At 50.3% G+C, this 26,963-nt stretch carries 22 protein-coding genes and 1 tRNA gene; 17 read left to right on the top strand and 6 right to left on the bottom strand.

Features of this window, described 5'->3' with window-relative positions:
* Nucleotides 1-112 precede the first annotated feature (112 nt).
* From KDM87_RS02950 to ggt, 7 genes are all read left to right on the top strand, one after another.
* On the top strand, nt 113-1,960 hold the full coding sequence (locus KDM87_RS02950) for a tetratricopeptide repeat protein (protein ID WP_212677665.1): 1,848 nt from the start codon (nt 113-115) through the stop codon (nt 1,958-1,960).
* A 96-nt stretch (nt 1,961-2,056) separates the two neighbouring features.
* Nucleotides 2,057-2,674: an outer membrane lipoprotein LolB gene (locus KDM87_RS02945; protein ID WP_212677664.1), complete on the top strand. Its 618-nt coding sequence runs from the start codon at nt 2,057-2,059 to the stop codon at nt 2,672-2,674.
* Nucleotides 2,671-3,513, top strand: a complete 843-nt coding sequence (gene ispE / locus KDM87_RS02940; protein WP_212677663.1) for a 4-(cytidine 5'-diphospho)-2-C-methyl-D-erythritol kinase — start codon at nt 2,671-2,673, stop codon at nt 3,511-3,513. Before KDM87_RS02945 ends, ispE begins: the two co-directional genes overlap by 4 nt.
* A gap of 83 nt (nt 3,514-3,596) precedes the next feature.
* Nucleotides 3,597-3,673 (top strand) — tRNA-Gln (locus KDM87_RS02935).
* A gap of 122 nt (nt 3,674-3,795) precedes the next feature.
* A complete protein-coding gene (locus KDM87_RS02930) occupies nt 3,796-4,758 on the top strand; it encodes a ribose-phosphate pyrophosphokinase (protein ID WP_186884709.1) in 963 nt (320 codons plus the stop codon).
* 115 nt (nt 4,759-4,873) lie between these two features.
* A complete protein-coding gene (locus KDM87_RS02925) occupies nt 4,874-5,473 on the top strand; it encodes a 50S ribosomal protein L25/general stress protein Ctc (protein WP_186884708.1) in 600 nt (199 codons plus the stop codon).
* Between the two features lie 221 nt (nt 5,474-5,694).
* Nucleotides 5,695-7,467, top strand: coding sequence for a gamma-glutamyltransferase (gene ggt / locus KDM87_RS02920; RefSeq protein WP_212677936.1), 1,773 nt, complete (start codon nt 5,695-5,697; stop codon nt 7,465-7,467).
* Between the two features lie 256 nt (nt 7,468-7,723).
* Here the strand turns inward: ggt and KDM87_RS02915 are convergent, their stop codons facing one another.
* Nucleotides 7,724-8,317, bottom strand: a complete 594-nt coding sequence (locus KDM87_RS02915) for a 5-formyltetrahydrofolate cyclo-ligase (RefSeq protein ID WP_212677662.1) — start codon at nt 8,315-8,317, stop codon at nt 7,724-7,726.
* 34 nt (nt 8,318-8,351) lie between these two features.
* Here KDM87_RS02915 and KDM87_RS02910 point away from each other — a divergent pair, with 34 nt between their 5' ends.
* From KDM87_RS02910 to KDM87_RS02895, 4 genes are all read left to right on the top strand, one after another.
* Complete coding sequence (locus tag KDM87_RS02910) at nt 8,352-10,334, top strand: lytic transglycosylase domain-containing protein (protein ID WP_212677661.1); 1,983 nt, start codon at nt 8,352-8,354, stop codon at nt 10,332-10,334.
* Nucleotides 10,321-11,034: a glutathione S-transferase family protein gene (locus tag KDM87_RS02905; RefSeq protein WP_212677660.1), complete on the top strand. Its 714-nt coding sequence runs from the start codon at nt 10,321-10,323 to the stop codon at nt 11,032-11,034. The genes KDM87_RS02910 and KDM87_RS02905 overlap by 14 nt, the downstream gene beginning before the upstream one ends.
* The gene (locus tag KDM87_RS02900; protein ID WP_212677659.1) at nt 11,031-12,284 is read left to right on the top strand and encodes a multifunctional CCA addition/repair protein; all 1,254 of its coding nucleotides are present in this window, start codon (nt 11,031-11,033) and stop codon (nt 12,282-12,284) included. Before KDM87_RS02905 ends, KDM87_RS02900 begins: the two co-directional genes overlap by 4 nt.
* 82 nt (nt 12,285-12,366) lie before the next feature.
* Entirely contained in the window at nt 12,367-13,047 is a 681-nt protein-coding gene (locus KDM87_RS02895; RefSeq protein WP_212677658.1) for a GNAT family N-acetyltransferase, read from the top strand.
* Nucleotides 13,048-13,082: 35 nt separating this feature from the next.
* Here the strand turns inward: KDM87_RS02895 and KDM87_RS02890 are convergent, their stop codons facing one another.
* Nucleotides 13,083-13,586 carry an Lrp/AsnC family transcriptional regulator gene (locus KDM87_RS02890; RefSeq protein ID WP_212677657.1) on the bottom strand — a complete coding sequence of 168 codons (504 nt, stop codon included), beginning with the start codon at nt 13,584-13,586 and terminating at the stop codon, nt 13,083-13,085.
* Nucleotides 13,587-13,761: 175 nt separating this feature from the next.
* Here KDM87_RS02890 and hppD point away from each other — a divergent pair, with 175 nt between their 5' ends.
* On the top strand, nt 13,762-14,877 hold the full coding sequence (gene hppD / locus KDM87_RS02885) for a 4-hydroxyphenylpyruvate dioxygenase (protein ID WP_212677656.1): 1,116 nt from the start codon (nt 13,762-13,764) through the stop codon (nt 14,875-14,877).
* A gap of 81 nt (nt 14,878-14,958) precedes the next feature.
* On the top strand, nt 14,959-15,855 hold the full coding sequence (phhA, locus tag KDM87_RS02880) for a phenylalanine 4-monooxygenase (protein WP_212677655.1): 897 nt from the start codon (nt 14,959-14,961) through the stop codon (nt 15,853-15,855).
* Between the two features lie 146 nt (nt 15,856-16,001).
* Here the strand turns inward: phhA and KDM87_RS02875 are convergent, their stop codons facing one another.
* The 4 genes from KDM87_RS02875 to KDM87_RS02860 all read right to left on the bottom strand — a co-directional run bounded on the left by KDM87_RS02875 (nt 16,002) and on the right by KDM87_RS02860 (nt 19,371).
* A complete protein-coding gene (locus KDM87_RS02875) occupies nt 16,002-16,532 on the bottom strand; it encodes a hypothetical protein (protein ID WP_212677654.1) in 531 nt (176 codons plus the stop codon).
* A gap of 277 nt (nt 16,533-16,809) precedes the next feature.
* Nucleotides 16,810-17,628, bottom strand: a complete 819-nt coding sequence (locus KDM87_RS02870) for a hypothetical protein (protein ID WP_212677653.1) — start codon at nt 17,626-17,628, stop codon at nt 16,810-16,812.
* A 22-nt stretch (nt 17,629-17,650) separates the two neighbouring features.
* The gene (locus KDM87_RS02865) at nt 17,651-18,514 is read right to left on the bottom strand and encodes an LpxL/LpxP family acyltransferase (RefSeq protein WP_212677652.1); all 864 of its coding nucleotides are present in this window, start codon (nt 18,512-18,514) and stop codon (nt 17,651-17,653) included.
* Entirely contained in the window at nt 18,511-19,371 is an 861-nt protein-coding gene (locus KDM87_RS02860) for a lysophospholipid acyltransferase family protein (RefSeq protein WP_212677651.1), read from the bottom strand. The genes KDM87_RS02865 and KDM87_RS02860 overlap by 4 nt, the downstream gene beginning before the upstream one ends.
* A 221-nt stretch (nt 19,372-19,592) precedes the next feature.
* On the opposite strand from KDM87_RS02860, the gene metK reads away from it, so the two are divergent.
* From metK to KDM87_RS02840, 4 genes are all read left to right on the top strand, one after another.
* A complete protein-coding gene (metK, locus tag KDM87_RS02855; RefSeq protein WP_212677650.1) occupies nt 19,593-20,774 on the top strand; it encodes a methionine adenosyltransferase in 1,182 nt (393 codons plus the stop codon).
* Between the two features lie 95 nt (nt 20,775-20,869).
* Nucleotides 20,870-21,715: a M14 family zinc carboxypeptidase gene (locus KDM87_RS02850; RefSeq protein WP_212677649.1), complete on the top strand. Its 846-nt coding sequence runs from the start codon at nt 20,870-20,872 to the stop codon at nt 21,713-21,715.
* 668 nt (nt 21,716-22,383) lie between these two features.
* Nucleotides 22,384-24,258, top strand: a complete 1,875-nt coding sequence (locus KDM87_RS02845; protein WP_230407551.1) for a M4 family metallopeptidase — start codon at nt 22,384-22,386, stop codon at nt 24,256-24,258.
* A 353-nt stretch (nt 24,259-24,611) separates the two neighbouring features.
* Nucleotides 24,612-26,723, top strand: coding sequence for a prolyl oligopeptidase family serine peptidase (locus KDM87_RS02840; RefSeq protein WP_230407550.1), 2,112 nt, complete (start codon nt 24,612-24,614; stop codon nt 26,721-26,723).
* The last annotated feature ends 240 nt before the right edge of the window (nt 26,724-26,963 follow it).

The following is a 26,963-nucleotide window of genomic DNA, read 5'->3' as shown; positions in this document are numbered from 1 at the left end:
GTGAACAGCGTCATCGCTATGTACAATTTGAAACAGGGTCAGGCGTGTCAGCTCCCACGCGTTGGCTACTTCGGCGTAAAATCAGCCATCCACAGTTCATTTCGGGTTCGTCTTGAAAACTATCTCTGCATTTGTCACCACATCTATTGTATCCGTACTTCGTCCGGCGGCTTACCTCGGTTGCGCCGCGCTGCTGTCGGCCTGTGCCGGTATCGGCGGATTACATAATTTTAAATCCGAAGACACCCATCATGTCAGCGATGCAGCGAAAGCGGCCCTGTCTGCCGATCAGGATCTGAACGGTGCCAGCCCGGCGATTGTCGAAAACAAAGATAAGCTCCCCGCCGTCGCTCTGACAGACGAGTTGTTATACAAAATACTGACAGCAGAAATCGCGTATCAACGCGGTAACTGGCAGGCGGCGTATATCACTCTGATGAGCACCGCGCAGCAAACCAGTGACCCGCGCCTGGCAAAACGTTCAGCGGAAATCGCCCTGAGTGCGAAGCAACCCGGCGAAGCGCTGGCAGCGATCCGTCTGTGGCGCGAACTGGCACCAAACTCAAATGAAGCAACCCAGTATTATCTGGGCTTCATGGTCATGAATAATAATCTGGGCGAAATCCAGAAAGTGTTTTCAGAAAAGCTCAAAGAAGCTGACCCGAAACAATACGGCGTCATCATGTTGCAAACCCAGCGTCTGCTGGCACGCGGACGCGATAAAAATGCCGCATTTGACGTTCTGGAAGAAACCTTAGCGCCCTACAAATCACTGCCGGAAGCCCATCTGGCGCTGGCGCAAGGCGCTTACAGCAAGGGTGACAACAAGCGTGCCGTCGAAGAAGCGCAACTGGTTCTGAAAACCAAAACCGATTCGCAACTGGCGATACTCACCATCGCGCAGGCATCTTCGCAAAAAGACGCGGCGAAAGCGATGGCGGCATTTCTTGCCAAAAACCCGGATGCGCGCGATGTCCGTCTGGCTTACGCCAGCATCCTGATCGATTTAAAACAACTGGATAAAGCGAGCACGGAATTTGAACATCTCCTGCGCGACAAACCCGATGATCTAAGCGCAATTTACACGCTCGGTTTGCTGGCGATGGAGAAAAAGCAGCCGCAACAAGCCGAAGAATATTTCATGCAGCATCTGAAAATCGTCGAAACCAAAGGTGAAGACCGCGACACCACACCAGTATTGCTGAATCTGTCCAGAATCGCGTTCGAACGCAAAGACTACAAAGCCGCGCAAGAATGGCTGAGCAAGGTTGAATCCTTTGATGGGCGCAATTCTGCGTGGTTTAACGTGCAGATGCGTCGGGCCAATTTATATGCCCGCGATGGCAAGCTCGACAGTGCGCGACAATTGCTGAAAGACCTCAAACCGGCAAATACGTCTGAACAACTGCAGATCATACAAACCGAAGCGCAGATTCTGCGCGACAGCGGTCTGCCAACAGAAGCCGATCAGGTTCTGCAAAACGCGATCAAAACCCATCCGGATAATGCCGACCTGCTGTATGACTACGCCATGCTGCTCGAATCACAATCAAAGTATGCGGAAATGGAACAGGTTTTACGGCGCGTGATCAGCATTGAGCCAAAAAGCCAGCACGCCTACAATGCGCTAGGCTACTCGTTTGCCGACAGAAATATCCGCCTTGATGAAGCACTGACGCTGATAGCAAAGGCGAACGAATTATCGCCAGATGATCCGTTCATTCTGGATAGTTTAGGTTGGGTGAAATTCCGCCTCGGGCAATTTGATGACGCAGAAAAAGCCTTGCGCCGCGCTTATGAATTACGCTCCGATACCGATATTGCCGCCCATCTTGGCGAGCTGTTATGGACGCAAGGCCAGAAAGATGCAGCGCGCAAAATATGGCGTGAAGGTCGCACCAAAGACCCGAAAAACACTTCCCTGAAAAATACGCTGGAACGCCTGAATGTGAAGCTGTAAGCGCTCAGTCAAGACCTACAGATAATGCATATACTCCGGTGGGGTATATGCATTATTTTTAAGATAGTCCAATAAAATAAAGGGTTTCAGAGCAACATGAACAGATACTCCCGCATTTTCATGCTTCTGACAGGCATATCCGGTACGCTTCTCAGCAGTGCCTGCAGCAGCCTTCCGCCAGCGACAACCAACAGCGCAGAACGACTGCACAGCGCCAGCCGCAACTATCAGGAAACCATACACCTGAGCGGTAAAATCTCGGTGCGCTACGAACACAACAACAAGCCACAAAATCTGCCCGGCAGTTTCGAGTGGGAACAAACCGGCAACAGCTTGCAGATCACATTGTTCTCTCCGGTCGGACAAACAATCGCCAAAATCACCCAGAACGAGCGCGGCGCATTACTCGAACAAGAAGGCAAAATGCCGCAGCAGGCCGACAATCTGGATCAACTGCTTGCCGATGCTCTGCGCTGGCCGCTGCCGGTGTCCGGTATGCGCGACTGGCTGCAAGGCTTTGTCCGTCAGCCTGACGGCAACAGAACTGCACTGCTTGCCGCCGACCAGACCATCAGCAGCGACGGCTGGAATATCCGCTACGCCAGTTGGCACGAATCGACAAATTCACCCAAACGCATTGATTTAAATCGCTACACCACGAGTGCTGGTGAAGTAACCCTGAACATTTTTATTGAAGCGCCACAGAACCCATGACGCAACAACTCCTTGCCTGCCCGGCCCCTGCCAAACTGAATTTATTCCTGTATGTGACCGGTAGGCGTGCCGATGGCTACCACTTGCTGCAAACTGCGTTTCAACTGATAGACCGCTGCGATACGCTGGATGTTGAAGTTCGTAACGATGGTCAGATCATCCGCACGAATGACATTCCCGGTGTGCCAGCAGAAGCCGATCTGATCGTGCGCGCTGCGCGACTGCTGCAAAAAAAAACCGCATGCCCGCTCGGCGCCAATCTGACACTGCATAAAATTCTGCCTATGGGTGGCGGACTGGGCGGCGGTTCCTCCGATGCCGCGACGACGCTGATGGCGCTGAATCAGTTGTGGCACACAGGCCTGAGCAAAACTGAACTGATGTCGCTGGGCTTGCAGCTCGGCGCCGATGTACCGTTTTTTATCTTTGGCGAAAATGCTTTTGCGGAAGGCGTTGGCGAAGAATTACAGGCAATTCAGACGCCGGAACGCTGGTTCGTTGTCATCGAACCCGGCGTGCAAGTGCCGACTCCTGCAATTTTTTCGGCAAAGGAGTTGACAAGAGACAGTAAGATCGTCAGAATAGCGGACTTTTCCAGCAATGCAGAAATGTTCTGGAAAAACGATCTGCAAACAGTTGCCTGCGCAATGTTTCCTGAGGTTGACGAAGCGGTTAGATGGCTGTCACAATTCGGAAACGCGAAGATGACAGGATCAGGATCTTGTGTTTTTTGTGCTTTTGCCGACGAATCGGCAGCAGACAAAGTGATAGCGCAAATGCCTGAACGCTGGACATCGTGGAAAGCAAAAGCACTGAATCGCCATCCTATGGATGAATGAAGCAGAAGTAAAAAAGATTTGGTCTGATGCCGATTTGACGCTAAAATAGCGGTCGATTCTGGACGACAGACAAACGGTTGAGTAGGGGAGTCGCCAAGCTGGTTAAGGCACCGGATTTTGATTCCGGCATGCGAAGGTTCGAATCCTTCTTCCCCTGCCATTAAAATTAAAGCCGCCGCATAGATTCTGCGGCGGCTTTTTTAGTTTTTACTTTCGGTTTTTTTGCAAAAAGTCTATGCAAAAAGATCAGGTCCTCACAAAATTCAGCCAATAGGTCCCGCCATGGCAAACGCGCGCGCAAATGACAACATGATGGTCTTCACTGGCAATGCCAATCCGGCATTAGCAGCTGGAGTCGTCAAACAACTCGGCATCCCTCTCGGTAAAGCAGATGTTTCAAAATTCTCTGACGGTGAAGTCATGGTCGAGATCAATGAAAACGTCCGTGGTAAAGATGTCTTCGTTTTACAATCCACCTGTGCTCCAACCAACGACAACCTGATGGAAATCATGTTGATGGTCGATGCACTGAAACGTGCTTCCGCTGGTCGCATTACAGCAGCCATTCCTTACTTCGGTTACGCCCGTCAGGACCGCCGTCCTCGCTCAGCGCGTGTCGCGATTTCCGCCAAAGTGGTGGCGAACATGCTGGAAGAAGCAGGCGTTGACCGCATCATGATCATGGATTTGCACGCCGATCAGATTCAGGGTTTCTTCGACATTCCGGTAGATAACATCTACGCATCGCCAATTTTGCTGGGCGATCTGGTCTCGAAAAACTATGACAACCTGCTGGTTGTTTCACCTGACGTCGGCGGTGTGGTACGTGCCCGCGCACTGGCAAAACGCCTCGGCTGCGATCTGGCAATTATCGATAAACGCCGTCCGAAAGCCAATGTGTCAGAAGTCATGAACATCATTGGTGAAGTCGAAGGTCGTAACTGCGTGATCATGGATGACATGGTTGATACCGCAGGTACGCTGACCAAAGCAGCAGAAGTATTGAAAGAACGTGGCGCCAAGAAAGTGCTGGCGTATTGTACGCATCCGGTATTATCCGGCCCGGCCATCCAGCGCATTACCCAATCACCGCTCGATGAGCTGGTGGTGACGGACACGATTCCATTATCCGAGGCAGCACGCGCCTGCCCGAAAATCCGTCAACTGTCTTGCGACAGCTTGCTGGCAGAGACTTTCCGCCGTATTACCAAAGGCGAATCAGTTATCTCCCTGTTCACGGATTAATTTTTACCGGTTTCGGCGCTGTCGTTTATCTGACGGCGCTTTTTTATGAATCCCTGGTCGCGGGGATTCTTTATCGCAAAACGACAAACCGTTTTGCATTTTTTGGAGTAACACCATGAAAGTTATCGCATTTGCACGCAAAGAACAGGGGACCGGAGCGAGCCGCCGCCTGCGCAATGCTGGCCAAACACCTGGCATCATCTACGGCGGCACTGAAGCACCAGTCGCTATCACGCTGGATCACAATGCCCTGTACCATGCATTGAAAAAAGAAGTATTCCACTCCTCCATTCTGGATCTGGAAGTTGACGGTAAAGTAGAAAAAGTTCTGTTGCGCGACTTCCAAGTTCACGCATACAAACAATTGGTATTGCACGCTGATTTCCAACGCGTAGATCCAAACAAAGAAATCCACGTTAAAGTGCCTCTGCACTTCGTGAACGCTGACGTATCCCCAGCTGTGAAAACTTCTGGCGCAGTCATCAGCCACGTAGCAGTTGAGCTGGATGTATCCTGCCTGCCAGCAAACCTGCCAGAATTCGTTGAAGTTGACCTGTCCAAACTGGAAGCTGGTCAATCTATCCACGCATCTGGTCTGAAACTGCCAAAAGGCGTAACAGCAGTTGTACACGGTGGTGATATCACTATCGCTATCGCAACTGTACCAGCAGGTGCAGTTTCTGCTGAAGCTGAAGCCGGTACTGAAGCGAAGTAATTCTCACGAATTGCTCTCGTTTTAACGCTGTAAAAGCCACCTTACGAGGTGGCTTTTTTATTTTCACAGCAACATGGACTCAGTCTCCTGCCCTTTCACGCATACCGGCAAGATCGCATGCCACCGTGTAAAAAGTGTCTATCGATATGCAATAGAAATATAGTCCCCCTCGGGCTAAGCAGATACACTATTGTCCGGGCGTTATGCCACTTACACCAGACATGACATCACGGAGAATTTGCGTGTTATTACAGAAAAAATTGGGACTGTCACTATTCTTTGCTGCCAGCATCGGCGCTCTCGGCCTCGCCGCCACGCTCCCGGCGCATGCGCAGATTGCAGCGAATATTCGTTACGACACCAATTTCCCCATCATCAGCCCGGTCAGCAGTCGTCATGGGATGGTTGCGACTGAACAGGCGCTGGCCAGTGAAGTCGGTGCACAGATACTCGCGCAAGGCGGCAACGCTGTCGATGCCGCGGTCGCCACCGGATTCGCTCTCGCAGTTGTGCTGCCGAACGCCGGTAACATTGGCGGCGGCGGCTTCATGCTGATTCACGATACACGTTCAGGAAAACAGATCGCTCTCGATTTCCGTGAAAGCGCGCCTGCAAAAGCCCACAAAGACATGTATCTCGACGCCAGCGGCAACGTGATTCCCGGCAGCTCCACCCATAGTCATCTGGCGATAGGCGTGCCCGGCACCGTCGCAGGCCTAGAACTCGCACTCAGCAAATACGGCAGCATGAAACTGAAAGACGTCATCGCCCCCGCGATTCGTCTGGCGGAGCAAGGATTCAGTGTCACACCGTATCTCGCCACGTTGCTACAAGCCGAACGTGATCATCTTGGCAAATGGCCATCCAGCCGCGCGATTTTTTTTAGAGATGGACGACCGCTGCAGGCGGGTGAAAAGCTGGTTCAAAAAGATCTTGCGCATTCGCTGCGCCTGATCGCCGCGCAGGGTGCCAAAGCATTTTACGAAGGCGAGATTGCAAAGAAAATCGTCGCCGAAGTGCAGCAGCATCAAGGTTTTATCAGCGCCAGCGATCTGAAGAATTACAAGGCGATAGAACGCCAGCCAGTCAAAGGCAATTATCGCGGCTACGAGGTCGTTTCCATGCCGCCGCCCAGCTCCGGCGGTGTACATATCATTCAAATGCTGAATATGCTGGAACACTATCCACTCGGGCAACAAGGCGCCAACAGCGCGCAGACCTTACATCAGCTCAGTGAAGTGATGAAGCTCGCTTACGCAGACCGCTCAGAATATCTGGGTGACCCAGATTTCTACAAGGTTCCGCAAAAAGGTCTGACTGCGCGCAGCTACGCTGATGAACTCGTCAAAAAAATTAATCCTGAGCGCGCCACACCGTCAGCAGAAATCAAGCCGGGCCAGCCACAAGCCTATGAAAGCGATCAGACCACGCATTACAGCGTCGCGGATCAGTTCGGCAACGTCGTCGCAACGACCTACACCCTGAATCTGAATTTCGGCAGCGGCATCGTCGCCAGCGGCACCGGCATCGTATTAAATGATGAAATGGATGATTTTTCCGTCAAAGCCGGCGTACCGAATGCATTCGGACTGATAGGCGGTGCTGCCAATGCGATACAGGCAGGCAAGCGCCCGCTGAGTTCGATGTCACCGACGATAGTGTTAAAAGACGGCAAACCGTTTCTGGTTACCGGTAGCCCCGGCGGCAGCCGCATCATTACCACCACGCTGCAAACGATTTTAAACGTGATTGATCACGGCATGAACGTCGCTGAGGCAACGATCGCGCCGCGTATCCATCAGCAATGGATGCCGGATCAGCTGTATTTTGAAAAAGGCGTCAGCGCAGACACTTTAAAAATACTGGCAGACAAAGGCCAGAATCTGAAGCAAGCGCCGGTGATAGGAAAAACCCAGACCATACAAATCCTTGACGGCAAGTTTTACGGTTTTTCTGATTCGCGCAATCCCGATGGTAAAGCGCTGGGATTTTAAAAAGCGGCGTTGCTGATTGCATCGCGAGGCGCTTCGAGGGCGCATCAAGGCAACTTGTTGTTACGCCCTCGCCTTCCCTGTTTAGATGCGGAATCAGCTCTTCCGCATCATCAAAAACACCGATTTTCAGCATACTCCCCCTCATTTTTATCAAATTCACGCTCTTGTCAGCGAAAAATAAGGGGGTAAATATATACTCCCTGGGAGTATATAAAGCCCATAAAATGCCGAAAATAGCCTCGTCCACAGATATTACTCAGGCCAGACATCCGGTTTCGGTCATGATCTGCGTCATAGGGATGTCGTGTTCGCCCGGCGTAAAGTCGGCGCAAGCGCATTGATATGCGATGCCGAGGCTGACAGCATCTGGCAAGCCAGGCAGGGTTCTGTCGTAATACCCACCACCATAACCGAGACGATAGCGTGCGGTATTAAAACCAACGCAGGGAATCAGCAATGCGGCTGGCGTCACCAGATGATCGCGTTGCGCCGGTAAGGGAATACCGTAATCATCCTTCAGCATCGCATCCCCTTCACGCCAGGCAAGAAAGTGCAAAGGCGCGTCTTTCGCGCTAACCCAGGGCAATGCGAGTTGTATGCCCATCGCCGCAATTGCAGCGTAGCAAAACCGCAGATCCGGCTCGGCCTGTATCGGCCAGTAAACGGCCAGACTGGCGGGTTTTTCCTGACGACACCACGCGAGTAAATGATCTGCGATCTGTGCGTCCCATTGCTGGCGCACAACTGCGTCAAGCTGACGACGGTAATCTAATAAATTTCGTCGCAAGGCACTGCGATTCTGGTGAAGTTCTGCGAGGCTGGTGTGTCCGCTCTGAGGTGGCTGTGTCATACTGTCAGAAATAGATTTTGATAGCGATGCAAAGATGTCTGTGAAAAATAAATTAGCGCAATGTAGCCTCGTGATCTTAGCAGGTTTGAGTGTTTTGCCCTGTGCGTATGCAGCCTCTCCCAAAAAGAGTTTCATCAATGATGATGATCGCTTCATGGCCTTACGCGATGCAGGCTTGCATGAAGATGCGGCAAGTGCCGAACAACATGCGCCGGCACTCGCGCAATATGACATTCCTTCGTATGTTGATTACTACCGCCTGCGTTCGCATCTGCAGCGGGCATCGAATACAGAATTCCGCGAATTTATCAGTAAATATGAAGGCAGCGCCATCGCAGACCGCTTGCGCAATGACTGGTTATCTTTGTTAGGCAAGCGCGGCGAATGGGATTTATTTGATCAGCAATATCCGCAGTTTGTGGTCGCTGACGATAATCAATTGCGTTGCTATGCGCTGTTATCGAGAGCATATAAACAGCAGAAAGTCGCCAGCGAAGCCAAAGCCTTACTGAATGCGCCGCGTGATTATGGCGAGGGCTGCTACAGTCTGGTGAGTTATCTGGCGGCGAACGGCCAGCTCAGTCAGGCAGATTTGTGGACACAGATACGCATGGCAGCAGAATACGGTGCAGTACCACTGGCACAACGTCTGGGGAAATTGCTGGATTTGCCGGAAAAAAAATTGAGCGCGGCACTGGAAAAACCGGCGAGTCTGTTAAAAACAGGACCGGAAAATAACCGGATTTCCAAAGAGTTGTTTGTCATCGCTCTTGGACGCGCAGCGAAATCAGATCCTGAAGACGCAGCAGAAAAATTATCCCGCTTCAGCGCCAAACTCAACGACAGCGAGCGCGCGAATGCGTGGGCACAGATTGCCTTACAGTCAGCGCTGAAATTAGAACCGGAAGCGCTGGCTTACTGGGTGCGCGCAGATGGCGCCACCTTGTCGCAGGAAGCTTACCAATGGCGGGTGCGCACTGCCTTGCGTGAAGGCGACTGGAAAATCGTCAAGACAACAATCGCACTGATGCCTGTCTCACTGAAAAATGAACCAGCGTGGATTTACTGGCTGGGACGTGCGCTGAAAGCCGAAGGAAAAAACGAAGAGGCACGGCAATTATTTGCCAGCATCGCCGATCAGATTCACTTCTACGGCCAACTCGCGCTCGAAGAAAACGGTCAGAAAGTCGGCGTCCCCCTGACCTCCAGACCGGTCACGGCTGAGGAACTGGCGGCGGTGGAACGCAATCCGAATTTACAACGTGCGCTGAAATTTTATTCCATGAATCTGCGACTCGAAGGCACCCGGGAATGGAACTGGGAATTACGCAAAATGACAGAACGACAGCATCTGGCTGCAGCAGAACTGGCGCGTAAAAACAATATGCTGGATCGCATGGTGAATACCTCCGACCGCACCCGGGGCGAATTCGATTTCAACCAGCGTTATCCAACCCCGTTCAATGACAGCATGTACAAAACCACGCAGGCGCTCGGGCTTGATATGGCGTGGGTGTATGGTCTGATCCGTCAGGAATCGCGGTTCGTCATGCATGCAAAATCGCATGTCGGCGCATCGGGGCTGATGCAGATCATGCCAGCGACCGCGCGCTATGTTGCGAAAAAAATTGGCCTAGGTAATTTTGTGCCGGATCAGGTCAATGATATCGATACCAATATCGCTCTCGGTACGAATTACCTGAATATGGTGCTGACCGATCTGGGTGGTTCACAGGCGCTGGCGTCCGCCGCCTATAACGCAGGGCCTGGCCGTCCGCGCGCGTGGCGGGCAAAGCTGACGCGGCCGGTCGAAGGTGCCATTTTTGCGGAAACTATTCCGTTTGCAGAAACCCGCGGCTACGTCAAAAATGTCTTATCCAATGCGACCTATTACGCGGCATTGTTTGAGAAAAAACCACAATCGCTGAAAGCCCGTCTCGGCATCGTCGTGCCCAAAGGCATGTCTGCCAACGATGCCGAAATACCTGAAGAGTCTACAAACAATGCAAGATACTGAAATGCTTCCCGCGCTGGCTGCGCTGATGGATGAACGCCGTTCCCGTATGGTGCTGGTGATAGGCAATAAAAATTACTCATCGTGGTCCATGCGTGCATGGGTCACCATGAAAGCCTTTGGTGTTCCATTTGAAGAAATCCGCATACATCTCGATCAGGCAGATACCACGGCAAGGATTTCAGAATATTCGGCGGCCGGAAAAGTGCCGGTGCTGATCGCCAACGATATTACCGTCTGGGACTCGATGGCGATTTGCGAGTTTTTAGCTGAACAGTTCTCTTTATTAAATTTATGGCCGGAAGACACAGCCGCGCGTGCGTTTGCACGCAGCATCTGCGCTGAAATGCATGCCGGATTTTCTTCGCTGCGTTTTGACATGCCGATGAACATCCGCGCAGAGCTGCATGGCAAAGGCCATACCCCAGGCGCACAGGCAGATATAGGCCGGATTTGCGAAATCTGGGAAGATTGCCTCGCACGCTTCGGTGCCCATGAATTTTTATTTGGCGCATTCTCCATCGCCGACGCGTATTTTGCGCCAGTCGTCACGCGCTTTAAAACTTACGGCGTTTCCTTAGCACCTGCACTGCAAGCGTATGCTGACCGGGTCTGCGCGCACCCGGCTGTAGCACAATGGATATTGGAAGCCAGGGCCGAGACAGAATCTGCCCCCTGGCATGATGCCCGCCCACCCAAATGAGTACGAAGCAAATCTATATCGTCGGCGGTGCTGTCCGTGACTCACTGTTGGGGTTGCCAGTACAGGATAGGGATTATGTCGTCGTCGGCAGTACCCCGGAAGAAATGATCCGGGATGGTTTTCAGGCCGTGGGTAAAGACTTTCCGGTTTTTCTGCATCCGAAAACCCATGAAGAATATGCGCTTGCACGCACTGAACGTAAAACCGCAGCGGGCTACAAAGGCTTTGTTTTTCATACCGATGCCGATGTCACGCTGGAACAGGATTTAATCCGACGCGATCTGACGGTGAACGCGATGGCGCAAGACAGCAACGGTCAGATTACTGATCCGTTTGGTGGTCAGCAAGATTTGCAACGACGCGTATTACGACATGTCTCTGCCGCCTTTGCGGAAGATCCTGTGCGCATATTGCGGGTTGCGCGCTTTGCTGCACGCTTCGCCTTACCGCCGCACGATTTCACGGTTGCAGAAGAAACCAACGCCCTGATGCAAGAAATGGTCGCAGCCGGTGAAGTCGATGCGCTGGTGCCAGAGCGCGTCTGGCAAGAGCTGGCGCGCGGCCTGATGGAAGTCAAACCTTCGCGTATGTTTGAAGTCTTGCGCGCCTGCGGTGCGCTGAAACGACTACTACCCGAACTGGACGCACTCTGGGGCGTGCCGCAACCGGAAAAACATCATCCCGAAATTGATACCGGCGTTCACGTCATGCTGGTCGTCGATTATGCGGCGCAACAGGGATATTCGCTGCCGGTTCGGTTTGCCGCCCTGCTGCATGATCTGGGTAAAGGTACGACACCGCCGGAACTCTGGCCTAAACACCACGGTCACGAGGAGCGCAGTGCAAAGCTGGTGGATATCGTTTGCCAACGTTTGAAAGTGCCGTCAGATTGCCGCGATCTGGCTTACATGACCGCGCGCGATCATGGCAATGTAGGGCGAGCGTTCGATATGCGCGCATCGACGATCGTTGATTTTCTGACCCGCAATGATGCATTCCGTAAGCCACTACGGTTTAGCGACATGCTGCGGGCGGCCGAATGTGATTGCTTTGGTCGTGCGGGTCTTGCAAACACAGAATTTCCACAAACGGCGTTTTTAGAACAAGCACTGAATGCAGCGCAGCAAGTGAATGGCGGTGAAATTGCACAGCTCTGTAAAGATCAGCCCAAACGCATCCCGGAAGCCATACGCGAGGCCAGAATTGCGGCGGTGCAACAGATTAAAAAACAGATGCCACTCTCACATTGACAATGTTTTCTGGAATAATCAGGTCAGATCGCCTACAATGCTTTGTGCACTGCACAAATTCTATTTGCAGTAAGGACATGTCATGAATCCTACCGATATTTTCCCCATTAATTTCAATGAACATTCCGGCAGCAACAAGCCTGCTGTCTACGTCAAAGAATTGTCTGAAAAAGACCGGCACCGCATACTCAAACATTTTCTGGCATTGGAAGAAAGTGATCGTTTACTGCGTTTTGGCACCTACCTGCCGGATCCCATGATAGAGAAATATGTCAATGGCCTGGACTTTTCCCGGGACAAGGTATTCGGCGTGCTGAGTCGTAACTTCCGGCTGGTCGGCGTCGGCCATCTGGCGTTTGCACCACGCAGTGAAAAAGATGAAGCCACCGATAAAGATACGGTTGCTGAATTTGGGGTTTCGGTAACCAAATCAGCACGTGGTAAAGGTGTTGGTGCCAAGCTGTTTGAACGCGGCGCGATTCATTGTCGCAATGCCGATGTGGATACCTTGTACATGCATTGTCTGTCGTCAAATCAGACGATGATCCATATCGCCAAGAAAGCCGGCATGGAAATCCAGCGCGAATACGGCGAGGCCGATGCCTATCTGAAATTATTACCAGCCGATGCAGTCAGCGTGCTGAAAGAAGCGGTGCAGGAACAAGTCGCCGCCATTGATTACTCGATCAAAGCGAATACCCGTGCCGCCGTCAAATGGCTCAGACACTTACCGGGTATGGGTAACCACCCTGAAAAAAAATAATCCCCCCGGCGAATCAGACACTCGCTGATTTGCCGTCAAGCCGTGCCTGACACTGGCATGGCCGTCGTCTCTTTGATCTGCTGCAATGCAAAGCTGGATTTCACATCCAGCACCGACGGATGACGCAATAAGGTTTCCATCATGAAGCGCGAAAAATGATTCATGTCTTCGACATGCACGCGCAACAAATAGTCCATTTCCCCCGTCATCGCGTAACACGCCACCACTTCTGGCCATTGCCCTACCGATGCAGAAAAATCGTCCCGTGGCGAACGTGAGCCACTCTTGCCGGGTAAATCATTGTGTTTTTCCAGGCGTACATTCACGTACGCGAGCAAACCCAGTCCGATCTTGGCGGGCTCAAGCAAAGCCACATACTTGCGGATCACGCCACTCTCTTCCAGTCGTTTAATGCGACGCAGACAAGGCGAAGGTGACAGATTCACGCGCTCCGCGACTTCCTGATTCGTCAGCCGCCCATCGGCCTGCAAGATCGCCAGAATTTTACGGTCAATTTTATCGAGAGGAATTTCAGCCATTATTTGCCAATATTTAAAATAAATAAGACATATTATTGCTCAAATAAGAAATACCTTAGGTTATTTTGAAATTTAATGGCGCATTTGCCAGACTATACTGCTCGTTTGATCTACATCAAAACACGCATAACGACGTGCCGATGCAGACCCGGACGAATTAATACAGGAGACACGCATGACTTTCCAGACTTGGGAAAACCCTATGGGGACAGACGGTTTTGAGTTCATCGAATACGCTGCACCAGACCCAAAAGCACTCGGCGAATTATTTGTCACCATGGGCTTTACCGCCATCGCCAGACACCGCACCAAAGATGTCACGCTGTTCCGCCAGGGCGATGTGAATTTCATCATCAACGCTGAAAAAGACTCTTTTGCTCAAAAATTTGCGCGCAAGCATGGTCCGTCGGTATGCGCTTTCGCGTTCCGCGTCAAAGATGCAAATGCCGCCTACAAACGCGCGCTGGAATTAGGTGCCTGGGGCTTTGATAACAAAACCGGCCCGATGGAATTAAACATTCCAGCGATCAAGGGCATCGGCGATTCACTGATTTACTTCGTAGATCGCTGGCACGGTAAAGATGGCGCGCAACCCGGCGCGATCGGTAATATCAGCATCTATGATGCCGACTTCGTCGCGATTCCCGGCGTCGAATCCAATCCAGTAGGACTCGGGCTCACCTACATCGATCACCTGACCCACAACGTGCATCGCGGCCGCATGAAAGAATGGGCAGATTTCTATGAAACGCTGTTTAATTTCCGCGAAATCCGTTACTTCGATATCGCTGGTAAACACACAGGTCTCAAGTCAAAAGCGATGACATCGCCATGCGGAAAAATTCGTATTCCTATCAATGAATCGTCGGATGACAAATCGCAGATTGCCGAATATCTCGATCTGTATCAGGGCGAAGGCGTGCAACATATTGCCATGGGCACAGACGATGTGTATGCAACCGTCAGTGGCATGAAAGCAAGTGGTGTTGCGTTCCAGGACACGATAGAAACTTACTACGATCTGATTGATCGCCGCCTGCCCGGCCACGGCGAAAATCTGGAAGCCTTGCGCAAGCTGCGGATTCTGATCGACGGCAAGAGCACGGAAACATCGCGTGAATTATTGCTGCAAATTTTCACGACAACGGTGATCGGCCCTATTTTCTTTGAAATCATTCAACGCAAAGGCGATCAGGGCTTTGGCGAAGGTAACTTCCGCGCATTGTTTGAATCCATCGAGCTCGATCAGATTCGTCGCGGCGTACTGAAAGACGACAAAGCGACAGCATAAAGTTTCTGTACGGATGTGATGTGAATGACCTCAAAAGGCTGACCGGTTTCTGGTCAGCCTTTTGTCAAAGAGAGACAAGCTATGGACAACATCGACACAAACAATATAACCGTCAGTAATGAAGAATTTCTGGCAACCGTGGCTGAAAAATCTCACGGAGCAGCGCTGCGCGGTGACTATGAACATGCGGATTCGCACTACGTCGTCAAACAAAATTGGCACGCTTATACCGAGGCAGAACACGATCTCTGGCGCGCTTTATATCAACGGCAGATGTCGCTGTTACCGGGGCGCGCATGTGACGAATTTATTGATGCCTTACATAAAATGAATGCAGCCGATGGTATTCCTGAATTTGAAAAAACATCGCGTGAATTGTTTGCAGCAACTGGCTGGACTATCGTCGCAGTTCCTGGCCTGATTCCTGAGCTGACCTTCTTTGAACACCTCGCCAATCGCCGCTTTCCGGTCACTGTCTGGCTACGCAAACCCGAAGAATTCAACTACATCGTTGAACCCGATGTGTTTCATGATTTTTTCGGACATGTGCCCATGTTGTTCAACCCGGTATTTGCCGACTACATGCAGTTGTATGGCAAAGGTGGCTTAAAAGCGATGAAGTTAGGTGGCCTTGAACAACTGGCGCGTCTGTATTGGTACACCGTCGAATTTGGCCTGATCAACACACCGCAAGGTTTACGTATTTACGGTGCAGGTATTTTATCTTCCGGTGGTGAAGTCGAATATTGCCTGACGCCGGGCACGAGTTCGCGGCATATACATCTGAACATACAACGGTGTCTGAATACCTTATATAAAATCGATACGTATCAGGAAACCTACTTTGTCATTAACAGCTTCCAGGAATTATTTGATGGTACTGCGGCAGATTTTGCACCGTACTATGAACAACTGAAACAAGGTCAGGCGTTACCTGCCAATACCTTGTTGCCTGACGAAAAAGAACTTTTAGTGTAAATCCTTTGTCTTTACAAAGCCTGCGAAGCACGAACGCCGGAGAGTAATTCCCCGGCGTTTTTTATGTGGATAGCTGAATATTTTCCAGTTTTCAAACCTAGATAAAATTTTTCAACACCTGCTAGCACTGTGTACGTTCAACTCCACTATTGCGCAAAGCGGTCAACACGACTGCTTTGTAAACGTTGTAATGCCAGCGCTTGCCATGCAGGGCTGGCATACGTCAGCATCAGGTTTCTTTGCAGACCATGCCACAATCCCGCATCCAGATTCAGTTGCAGCGCTTCCAGATAATGCGTGCTGACCAGCAAAAACTGCCGCCGGTAAGGAAGCAAACAGAGATGCGGGTCGACCTGCAGTTGCATCTCTGCATCGGCGTAAGTGGCATACCAGAGGTTACTCAAACCAGCGACTTCCGGGCCATGCCAGAAATCCCCCATATCGTCACCCGCTTGCACCTGACCAGATAGCACGTGGCGAGCATGCTCCCAATGAGAAAAGCCAATATCCGCCGCGGCCAGATTAAAACAATGGCGCAGTTGCCAGCCGTCAGGAATATCCCAGCGCTGCTGACGACAAAGAACCTGCGCACGCTTGCGAGCATTAACATTGTCACTTTGCAGCAGTGTTAACCACAGACGGGCGCGGGTTTTGAGTTCGTTGATTAAAGCATTCATGTCCGCGCTCCTTGAGTAAGGCAGACAATAAAAGAAAATAGTGCAGAAATATACAAGGTCAACATGATGAGCTCCGATTCGTTATCTGACGACCCGCTACGTCAAACGAATTTCGCTTATCACATCAAAAGATGGCAGCAACAGCATCGTCAGTAACGACATTAATACTGTGGCTGCAAAGATAAAGGGTGAGAGCCTCTTGTGCGGGCAGGCGCCCCTTGGCACCTGTGCCGCGATTGTAAAGTCAGGCTAAAGCGATTGTCAATCAGACTGTTTCTTACTTAACAAAATCACCAATCAGCTCGATTCCCAGTGCTTCACCCAACGCATCAAGCGCAGCCTGATCTGCCGGATAAGGATAATCTGTGATGCCCTTAACACCATATTTCGTCAGCATGCTCTCGTTGGGAAAATAAACTTTTGACGTAGGTCGAACAACTTTGAGATGAAATTTTCTATTCGTCATTGATTTCTTAAGAAAGCGTGCTAATTCATCCTTGCTGGAAAATGTGTGCACTTGCTTATCATCATCAAACTCTAACTCATAAATGAGTGAGCTAGTCGCAATAGTCAATAAAGCGGATATATGTATCAACCTCGGGTCAAAACCAACTGATCGGTAAAATAACTCTTGATCATTTGCCAGCTTATCTATTTCAGATCCTAACTGCCCTTTCTTCGCGCTCTCAGCCTGATGCTGGTTTTCCGCAGGATCTGGTGCACCGCCATGAAAACCAAGCACAGCCCCCGGCATGAGCTTTTTCTGCGCTGCTGCTACAAACAGATAATTGGCACAGCTAGATAAACAATAATCCTGCACCTGTAACGTAACCTGATGATTACGAATTGCACTGGCTACTTCCAGTGCATCTTTGACGCTTCCGCCCTCAGAGCTGATAACAATTAATGAGATACCACTATGAATTTGTTCTATCAAAGCCCGCGCAGACGCATTTCCAATTTCGCCTTTAAAAAATATCGTATTTTGCTCGCGGTGTAGTTCAAACGTCTGCTCCGCCTTGGCCGGCGCACAACATATTAGCGCCAGGCAAATCAGCACGCGCCAACCCGTTTTTTTCCAAATTTGTATCAGCATAGGAAATCTATAAGAAAACACATCAATACACGCCTGCTTCACCTTCCGGCCGTGTCTTAAAACGTTTGTGTGCCCAGAAATATTCCGCCGGTGTTTTCAAGATTTCCTGTTCAATGAAAGCATTCATCTGACGGGTAGCTGCAGTGATATTTGCACCGGGATAGTTCTCCCACGGTGGATGAAACGTCACTTTCCATCCCCGATATTCAGGCAGCATCGTTGCAATCACCGGCACCACTTTTGCACCGGTCGATGCGGCAAGCCGTGGCAATGCCGTCAGCGTTGCGGCAGGTACGCCAAAGAATGGAACGAACTCTGCATTTTTTGCGCCGAAATCCATATCTGGCAACATGAAATACGGCAGACCTTCATGCATCGCCCGGATAATCGGCTTCACGCCATCAGCGCGTGAAAATAACTTCACCGGACGAAACCGGGAGCGTCCCTGACGCAGAGCATGATCAAATACCTTGTTGCGCTGCTCTGTATATATTGAGCACAATGATGACTCCAGCATCACTGCAACACCCGCAACATCCAGACAAACAAAATGCGGGCACATCAGTATCGTCAGGCCCTGTTGAATAACATCCAATGGAACGGCTGGTTCAATCTGAATCAGGCGCTTCAGACGACGTTCAGATGCCCACCAGAGAATGCCGCGTTCCAGCACACTGCGTGCGTACATCTGAAAATGCTGGCGGGCGATACGCGTTCTTTCTGCCTCACTCAGATGCGGCAAACAGAGTCGTAAATTGGTCAGCGTAATATGCCGGCGTTTGCGTATCAGGAAAAACAATATGCTACCGACGCCCTCGCCCAGACGCCCCAAAACTGGCAAAGGCAACCAATGCAACAACCACATCAACAGCAGCACCGCCCTCATGCCTGTCCCTCTATCACTTCAGTATCGGGACCACTGACGCCATCCGGTTTTTTGTAGCGGTTATAACTCCAGAAATACTGCGCTGGTGAACGTGCAATCAATTTTTCCATACCGCGATTAATCGCTTCCGCCTGTTGCACAGGATCGCTGCCCAACTCTTCCTCAAACGCAGCAAAACGTACAACGTAGCCGCGGCCATGCGGTAAACGCTCAGCGTAAGTCAGAATAATCGGCGCACCGTTCATGCTGTGTAACTTGGCAGACAAGGTCATCGTGTACGCTGGCTTACCGAAAAATTTTGCCCAGACACCTTCACCTTCCTGCGGCACCTGATCTGGCAACAAACCAATCGCCTCACCTTTCTTCAGCGCCTTCGCCATAATGCGCACACCAGACAAATTCGCCGGAGCCAGCAACAGATTTTCCCGCGCACGCGCGCCTTCGATCAAAGGTTTCAGTGCATCTTTGCGGGGTGGTCTATACATCACGGTCAAACGCGTACGTACTGCAATCGACTGCGCCACAATTTCGAAGCAACCTAAATGCGGCGTCAGAAAAATCACGCCTTTTTTGGCATCCAGCGCCTGTTGCACTAAGTCCCAGTTTTCCAGACTGGCGGTACGTAAAACGCGATCCGGTTTCGCGCACCAGATAAATGGCAACTCGAGTATATTTTTTCCTGCCTCTTTGACCGCATCGCTTAAATGTGCGGCAAATCCGGCACGTTCGAGATTTTCCCGCAAACGCCGACGATAAGAGCCTGACAACAAATACACAATACGTCCTAATACCGCGCCAATCAGATGCAGTACAGAGAGCGGAAAAATCGACAGAAATCGGAATAGAATGACAAGCATGACGCTGCTCAAGAATAGGTAAAAAAAAGAGGAGTATTCGACAGAAATCGAATAGAGAGCGTAAAATATCACACATTGGCTAGCTGTTGAGGTTCTGACAGCAAGCTACCGCCGAGTTAACAGACAACTTGCGAGGCGGTTTATAAAATTCGCTAAAGCGTCGCAGGATCTCTTTTCGACTGCGGCACAATTTTTTACGGTCATTTTTACAGGAGCCTGCGATGGCAAATGATTTTCTTTTTACCTCAGAATCCGTTTCTGAAGGACATCCCGATAAAGTCGCGGATCAAATCTCCGATGCAATTCTCGACGCAATTTTCGAGCAAGATCCTTACTCACGTGTTGCTGCTGAAACGCTGACCAACACTGGTTTAGTTGTTCTTGCCGGTGAAATTACGACGCAAGCCAACATCGACTACATTCAGGTGGCACGCGATACGATCAAACGTATTGGCTATGACAATACTGAATATGGTATCGACTACAAAGGTTGTGCCGTCCTGGTCGCCTACGACAAGCAAAGTAATGACATTGCACAAGGTGTGGATCGCGCGAGCGATGATTATCTGAACATCGGTGCAGGTGATCAGGGTCTGATGTTCGGTTACGCTTGTGACGAAACACCTGAGCTGATGCCAGCACCAATTTATTATGCCCATCGTCTGGTGGAACGTCAGGCTCAGTTACGTAAAGACGGCCGTCTGCCGTTCCTGCGTCCGGATGCGAAATCCCAGGTCACCATGCGTTATGTTGATGGCAAGCCACACAGCATAGACACCGTCGTATTATCGACCCAGCACAGCCCTGATCAAAGCGAAACACCAACCAAGATGAAGCAGTCGTTCATCGACGCGGTGATTGAAGAAATTATCAAACCCGTGCTGCCAAAAGAATGGCTGCAGGATACCAAATACCTGATCAATCCTACCGGTCGCTTTGTTATCGGCGGCCCGCAAGGCGATTGCGGTCTGACTGGTCGTAAAATTATTGTTGATACTTACGGTGGTGCCTGCCCTCACGGTGGTGGTGCATTCTCCGGTAAAGATCCAACAAAAGTGGATCGTTCTGCTGCTTACGCTGCACGTTATGTTGCGAAAAATATCGTGGCAGCAGGTCTGGCTAAGCAATGCCAGATTCAGGTGGCATATGCGATCGGTGTGGCACGGCCTATGAATGTCACGGTTTATACCGAAGGCACAGGCGTGATTCCTGACGCGCAGATCGCCGCACTGGTTAATGAATATTTTGATCTGCGTCCAAAAGGGATTATCCAGATGCTGGATTTGCTGCGTCCGATTTATTCAAAAACTGCGGCGTACGGTCACTTTGGCCGTGAAGAGCCGGAGTTCACGTGGGAACGCACAGATAAAGCAGCGATCTTGCGGGCAGCAGCAGGTTTGTAATTTTTGTAGCGGGAGTTGAAGTAACGATGCAGTGGTTTTTATTGAGTAGGAAAGTCATTGCATCGTCCTGCAAAAAAGCAGCGCTGGCCTGCACTATGCTGATATCTGCCGTATCAACCCCCTCTGTATTTGCCGTCCCCCTTACGAAGATAAAAACCATCACGGATTGGTGCACTCCGCTTGCACTCAAATTACCGGGAATCAATGTCAACGATTGCCTCAAAAGTAAGTTGATACCCGCAGGTACAAATTCACTGAATGGTTTTCCTCTGCTGTCACGTGACTGGCGTGCAGATGCTAAACATCCAAACGCAATCAAAGTCTTATTGCTCGGCGGTATTCATGGTGACGAGCAAACGGCATCGGCCATCGTCTTCAAGTGGCTGGAAAATATCCAGAAAAATGACGTGACCGAGTTTCATTGGAAAATCGCGCCGGTCGTGAATCCTGATGGCTTGCTCGCGGCGAAACCGCGTCGGGTCAACGCCCGTGGCATTGACCTGAACCGCAACTTCCCCACGCCGGAATGGGAAAAAGAAGCGCCCGCCTACTGGGCTCGTGTGACAAGAAAAGATCCGCGTCGCTATCCCGGTAAAGCACCAATTTCAGAACCGGAAAGTCGCTGGGTATATGACACCATAGAAAAATATAAACCGGATGTGATCATCTCCGTTCATGCGCCATTTGGTGTGCTGGATTTTGATGGGCCGAGCAAGCCGCCGAATCGCTTTGGCAGACTGGTCTATAACCGTGTCGGTGTTTATCCCGGCTCACTGGGTAATTACAGCGGACTGCACAAAGATATTCCAGTTGTCACCATAGAGTTACCCAACGCAACGCAGATGCCGCCGGAAGCTGAAGTACAACGTATCTGGCAAGACATGCAAAAATGGATACGCCAGAATATTGCGGCGCCAGTGCGTACTGCGCGCACCCCTTAAGTAAAAGTATTTTCAAAAAATATTTTTGGAAATAGAAAGCCGGCATTTCCACGTGCCAAATCAAGTATTCAGATAAAGCCACATTCATCACAAAAAAACAGTTGTAGCCACTTAACTCGATGCAGAAAAATAAATTGATTATTTTTCTAAATAAAGGGAATTTTTTTTGATATAGCGAATCTTAGCTCTGACTGATCCGAATCAATACACCCGTCTTCAGAATAAGTTATTTAATCACAATAGTTTTGCTGTCAAGCCCATCTATCATCCTCCATTACTTATTACATAATAATTAGTAAAAATATTTTTAACTATTTGTTATGCAATATCCCTGTTTGCTTCGTACATCCCGTGTTTCGATGAAGCAAGTTCGATATTTACTAATTGAAAAGAAATTTTCTTCTGTTAGTAAAAAATTTACTTTTTTAAGTAATTAAAAATACGCAACACTGTCATTTTCCCTTCATAAATTATCTGATTAACTATTTATCGCTATCCGGTCAATCGCTTGTCGGGTAGTTCGCATGTATCGCAGTGTTTTCGCTGGGCGATAAGCCATTTGCTTCAGGCTTTCCCGCTTTGATCTGGTTTGTTTAAGTTCCACTCTTAGCCAGTTGCCTCAGGCAGCAGGTTCAATAACATCAACAACAATTTAGGGATAAACAAAAATGACACGTACTTCCAATACCAGCTTAGTATTCCGGCCAACCATGATGGCAGCGTTGCTCGCCTGTGCATGGAGCGCCTCAGCAGCAGACAAAATCAATTTGGAGCAATTGACACCTTCGGCGACAGCTCAATCTGCGGCGAGCAGATCATCCACTGTCACAGGTAAAGCGAGCTCTGGAGCCCCCAGCATCCACAGCACTTTGGGTTTAACAACGAGTGAACTGCAAGCCGCACGCAGCCAGACTTATGCTAACGGTCGCGTAGTAACGCGCTTCCAACAATTTCACCAAGGCGTACCAGTCTGGGGTGAGGCAATTGTTGAGCACACCAATGCTGGCGCAGCGCAATCTGCCCTGTCAGGCTATCTGATCAGCAATCTGGCCAAAGATGTGCCAAATGCAAAGCCGTTCTATTCAACAACGCAGGCAATTACTCTGGCAAAAACCCAGGCCCGCGCATCCAGTAGCGAAAATGAACAAGCAAAACTATTTGTAAAACTGGATGAGAATAACGTCGGCAAACTGGTCTATCTGGTGTCATTTCTTGATACGACAAATCCGGCAAAACCCAGCCGCCCACATTTCATCATTGATGCCAATACCGGTGTCGTTGTCGAGAAATGGGAAGGTCTGACACACGCAACGACAGGCACTGGGCCTGGCGGCAATGCGAAAACTGGTCAGTACGAATATGGTACGACAGCCGGATACGGCTTTCTCGATGTGACTGTCAGCGGCTCTACTTGTACGCTCAACAGCACGAATGTTGCCACCTACAACATGAACAGTGCAACCTCAGGTTCAGGTACTTTGCATTCCTTTACCTGCCCGAGAAATACCGTCAAAACCATCAACGGTGGTTACTCACCGATGAATGATGCACATTACTTCGGTAACCAGGTATTCAACATGTACCAGACCTATCTCGGCGTACGCCCTATCAGTCAGAAGCTGGTCATGAAAGTGCATTATGGCTCCAGCTACGAAAATGCGTTCTGGGATGGCAGCTCGATGAATTTCGGCGATGGCGCATCCACTTTCTATCCGTTGACAGCGCTGGATGTAACCGGGCATGAAGTGAGCCATGGCTTCACTGAACAAAACTCCGGTCTGGTGTATTCGGGGATGTCGGGCGGTATGAACGAGGCATTCTCCGATATGGCTGGTGAAGCAGTTGAGTATTATGTCAAAGGGACGAATGATTTCAAAGTCGGTACCGATATTTTCAAAGCCACAGGTGCGTTACGCTATATGTACAATCCGCCGCTGGATGGCGGCTCCATTGCGAATGCGAGCAACTACACCAGCAGTCTCGATGTTCACTATTCGAGTGGCGTGTACAACAAAGCTTTCTACCTGCTGGCGACAACAGCGGGCTGGAATACACGCAAAGCATTTGAAGTCATGGCGGATGCGAACCGTCTCTACTGGACGGCCAGCAGCACATTTAACCAAGGCGCCTGCGGTGTTGAAAAAGCAGCGACCAACCGTGGCTATGCGGCTGCCGATGTGACCGCGGCGTTCGCCAGCGTTGGTGTCAGCTGCACCACAACAACACCAACAGCCACCCCGCTGACAAAAGGCGTGACTGTCAGCGGCATCACACTGGCGAAAGGCGCAACGAAACTGTATTCCATCGTTGTTCCTGCTGGCGCGACCAATCTGACATTCAAATTGTCTGGTGGTACAGGCGACGGTGATATATATGTCAAAGCATCGACAGCACCGACAACGACATCGTACACAGCAAAATCGTCCGGTTCCACCAATACCGAAACCGTGACTATTGCATCGCCGTCAGCGGCAACATACTACGTTCTGGTCAGCGCATACGCTGCAGTCAGCAGCACAACGCTGGTTGCAAATTACCAATAAACGGAAGTACAAAGCCGTCGCTCATTCGTAACGAGTGAGAAAAAATCCCGCTCCTTCTGCTATGCAGTTGAGCGGGATTTTTAATGCGCGAAAGTGCCGCGAAAAGCCCTGTGATCTGCACATCCTGCCGGGATAAAAGCGTCAATTCAGCTCCACATAACAAATCAATTTTCGTACGAAGCGCAATAACGGAGGCAAGAAATCGGAAGCAAGAAATATATGCGTACAAGGAACTACTCAGATAATTTTTTGTCGATGTATAGCGACAATAACGCAAATAAACAATACGATATCGCTCACAACATAAGCGACGAAATGAGCAACAAAATCACACCGCGGAGAACTCAAAAAAAATGAAACCACAGTTAGCACTGCTCACCACCCTCTGTATGCTCGGCGCAACCAGCATCACGGCGGCACAAACCACGGATTCTCAACAATGGCTGGAAGACGTCACCGGAGAAAAAGCACTGAATTGGGTCAAGGCGCAAAACCAGATCACCCGCAACAAGCTCGATAACGACGCTGGTTTCAAACAATTACGCAGCGATTTGCAAGTCATTCTGAATTCGAAAGACCGCATCCCCGGCATACGAAAAATGGGCGATGCCGTCTATAACTTCTGGACCGACGCTGAACACCCGCGCGGTATCTGGCGCAAAACTTCACTTGAAGAATATCGCAAGGCACAACCAAAATGGGAAACTGTGCTCGACATCGGTGCGCTGGCTGCAGCAGAAAACGAAAACTGGGTATTCAAAAATAGTAATTGCCGCGAACCCGCGTTTGACCGTTGCCTGATTGAACTCTCCCGAGGCGGCGCCGACGCCGTCACCATGCGTGAATTCGATCTGAACACAAAAACTTTTGTAAAAGATGGCTTCTCGCTGCCGGAAGCAAAAATGTCACTGGACTGGCGCGATAAAGACAGCTTGTTTGTCGCCACCGACTTTGGCGCCGGATCGCTCACCGATTCAGGCTATGCCCGTATCGTCAAATTATGGAAGCGAGGCACGCCGATCAGCGATGCTAAAACTATTCTGGAGGGTAAAAAAGCCGACATGGCTGTCTCCGCACAAAGTACGCAGCATGGGGGAATTCAACACAATCTGGTTCACCGTCAGATCACTTTTTATACCGCAGAAAATTTTTTACTTGAAGGCGGCCAGTTACAGAAGCTCGATATCCCTGAAAAATCCGGCGTCGCCTTTTTCAGCACACAAATGATCGTGACGCCACGAGAAACCTGGAAAATCGGTGAAAAAACCTATGCCAGTGGCAGCGTTCTCGCGATTGATTTTAAGGCCTTTCAACATGGTGACCGGCAATTCACTACGCTGTTTGAGCCAACAGACAGCACGTCTTTCACGGGCTTAACTGCAACTAAAAACTACCTGCTGGTACAGTCACTCAACAATGTTAAAAGCCATTTGCAGGAATGGAAATTTGCAGATGGGAAATGGGCGTCCCGCCAGGTGCAGTTACCAACCATGGGCGCCGTGGGCATCAGTGCCGTTGACGTTGAGGGCAATGATGATTACTTCCTGAGTTATTCTGATTATCTGACACCAAGCATCTATCTGCTCGCACATGCCGGCAACGATACACGCGAACAATTGAAATCAGCGCCCGCATTTTTTGATGCATCTCCTTACGAAACAGTTCAGCAATTTGCGACTTCGGCTGATGGCACGCAAGTTCCTTACTTCGTCGTCAAACGAAAAGACGTCAAATACGACGGCAACAATCCAACCCTGCTGTACGGCTATGGTGGTTTCCAAATTTCCATGACACCGTCCTACTCTGGCGCCTTAGGTAAAACCTGGCTGGAAAAAGGCGGCGTTTATGTCGTTGCGAATATTCGTGGCGGTGGTGAATTCGGCCCGCGCTGGCATCAGGCCGCACTGAAAGAAAACCGCCAGCGTGCGTATGATGACTTTGCGGCAGTGGCAAACAGCCTGATCACCAGCAAAATAACCAGCCCCCGTCATCTTGGTGCCATGGGTGGCAGTAACGGCGGCCTGCTGGCGGGCGTTGCACTGACTCAGCATCCGGAACTGTTTAACGCTGTTGTCAGCCAGGTACCGCTGCTGGATATGCAGCGCTACAATCAATTGCTGGCGGGTGCGTCCTGGATGGGCGAATATGGCAACCCTGACGTACCGCAAGAATGGGTATACATCCAGCGTTACTCGCCTTATCACAACGTCAAAGCAGGTGTTCGCTATCCTAACGTTCTGTTCATCACCTCAACCCGTGATGATCGCGTCCACCCCGGCCATGCCCGTAAAATGGCGGCAAAAATGCTGGATCAGGGTCATAAAAATGTCTGGTACTACGAAAACATTGAAGGCGGACATGGTGGTGCAGCAAATAATGAACAAAGAGCCGATATGAGCGCAATTACCTACAGCTTCTTGTGGAATATGTTAAAACGCGACAACGACGCAAATGCGATTCACTGATGACGGCAAACTGCAACAAATTGGAACGATACTGATTCGACGACGAGAACCGAATCAGCCTGTGATCCAATCACAATCCGTTTAATGCGTTTACAATCCGTTATCCTGTTTGTGGGATAACGGATTTTTTATTTAACAGGGCTGATGCAAAATCATCCCCGGCAAAGCATGGTAACGAAAACTGTACGCATAGTACGGCCAGAAGTCATCGCGCCGCCGGGGCAGTTTTGCAGAAGTCCT

Source organism: Cognatundibacterium rivi, assembly GCF_018139565.1.
In the GTDB taxonomy this organism is placed as follows: domain Bacteria; phylum Pseudomonadota; class Gammaproteobacteria; order Burkholderiales; family Burkholderiaceae_D; genus Undibacterium; species Undibacterium rivi.
Note: the sequence above shows the minus strand (reverse complement) of the source record. Positions and strands in the feature narration are given on the sequence as shown.

Excerpts from the sequence above, each read along its gene's own strand:
- KDM87_RS02945 (WP_212677664.1), top strand. The coding sequence starts at position 2,057 with ATGAACAGATACTCCCGCATTTTCATGCTTCTGACAGGCATATCCGGT.
- ispE (WP_212677663.1), top strand. The coding sequence starts at position 2,671 with ATGACGCAACAACTCCTTGCCTGCCCGGCCCCTGCCAAACTGAATTTA.
- KDM87_RS02930 (WP_186884709.1), top strand. The coding sequence starts at position 3,796 with ATGGCAAACGCGCGCGCAAATGACAACATGATGGTCTTCACTGGCAAT.
- KDM87_RS02925 (WP_186884708.1), top strand. The coding sequence starts at position 4,874 with ATGAAAGTTATCGCATTTGCACGCAAAGAACAGGGGACCGGAGCGAGC.
- ggt (WP_212677936.1), top strand. The coding sequence starts at position 5,695 with ATGACATCACGGAGAATTTGCGTGTTATTACAGAAAAAATTGGGACTG.
- KDM87_RS02915 (WP_212677662.1), bottom strand. The coding sequence starts at position 8,317 with ATGACACAGCCACCTCAGAGCGGACACACCAGCCTCGCAGAACTTCAC.
- KDM87_RS02910 (WP_212677661.1), top strand. The coding sequence starts at position 8,352 with ATGTCTGTGAAAAATAAATTAGCGCAATGTAGCCTCGTGATCTTAGCA.
- KDM87_RS02905 (WP_212677660.1), top strand. The coding sequence starts at position 10,321 with ATGCAAGATACTGAAATGCTTCCCGCGCTGGCTGCGCTGATGGATGAA.
- KDM87_RS02900 (WP_212677659.1), top strand. The coding sequence starts at position 11,031 with ATGAGTACGAAGCAAATCTATATCGTCGGCGGTGCTGTCCGTGACTCA.
- KDM87_RS02895 (WP_212677658.1), top strand. The coding sequence starts at position 12,367 with ATGAATCCTACCGATATTTTCCCCATTAATTTCAATGAACATTCCGGC.
- KDM87_RS02890 (WP_212677657.1), bottom strand. The coding sequence starts at position 13,586 with ATGGCTGAAATTCCTCTCGATAAAATTGACCGTAAAATTCTGGCGATC.
- hppD (WP_212677656.1), top strand. The coding sequence starts at position 13,762 with ATGACTTTCCAGACTTGGGAAAACCCTATGGGGACAGACGGTTTTGAG.
- phhA (WP_212677655.1), top strand. The coding sequence starts at position 14,959 with ATGGACAACATCGACACAAACAATATAACCGTCAGTAATGAAGAATTT.
- KDM87_RS02875 (WP_212677654.1), bottom strand. The coding sequence starts at position 16,532 with ATGAATGCTTTAATCAACGAACTCAAAACCCGCGCCCGTCTGTGGTTA.
- KDM87_RS02870 (WP_212677653.1), bottom strand. The coding sequence starts at position 17,628 with ATGCTGATACAAATTTGGAAAAAAACGGGTTGGCGCGTGCTGATTTGC.
- KDM87_RS02865 (WP_212677652.1), bottom strand. The coding sequence starts at position 18,514 with ATGAGGGCGGTGCTGCTGTTGATGTGGTTGTTGCATTGGTTGCCTTTG.
- KDM87_RS02860 (WP_212677651.1), bottom strand. The coding sequence starts at position 19,371 with ATGCTTGTCATTCTATTCCGATTTCTGTCGATTTTTCCGCTCTCTGTA.
- metK (WP_212677650.1), top strand. The coding sequence starts at position 19,593 with ATGGCAAATGATTTTCTTTTTACCTCAGAATCCGTTTCTGAAGGACAT.
- KDM87_RS02850 (WP_212677649.1), top strand. The coding sequence starts at position 20,870 with ATGCTGATATCTGCCGTATCAACCCCCTCTGTATTTGCCGTCCCCCTT.
- KDM87_RS02845 (WP_230407551.1), top strand. The coding sequence starts at position 22,384 with ATGACACGTACTTCCAATACCAGCTTAGTATTCCGGCCAACCATGATG.
- KDM87_RS02840 (WP_230407550.1), top strand. The coding sequence starts at position 24,612 with ATGAAACCACAGTTAGCACTGCTCACCACCCTCTGTATGCTCGGCGCA.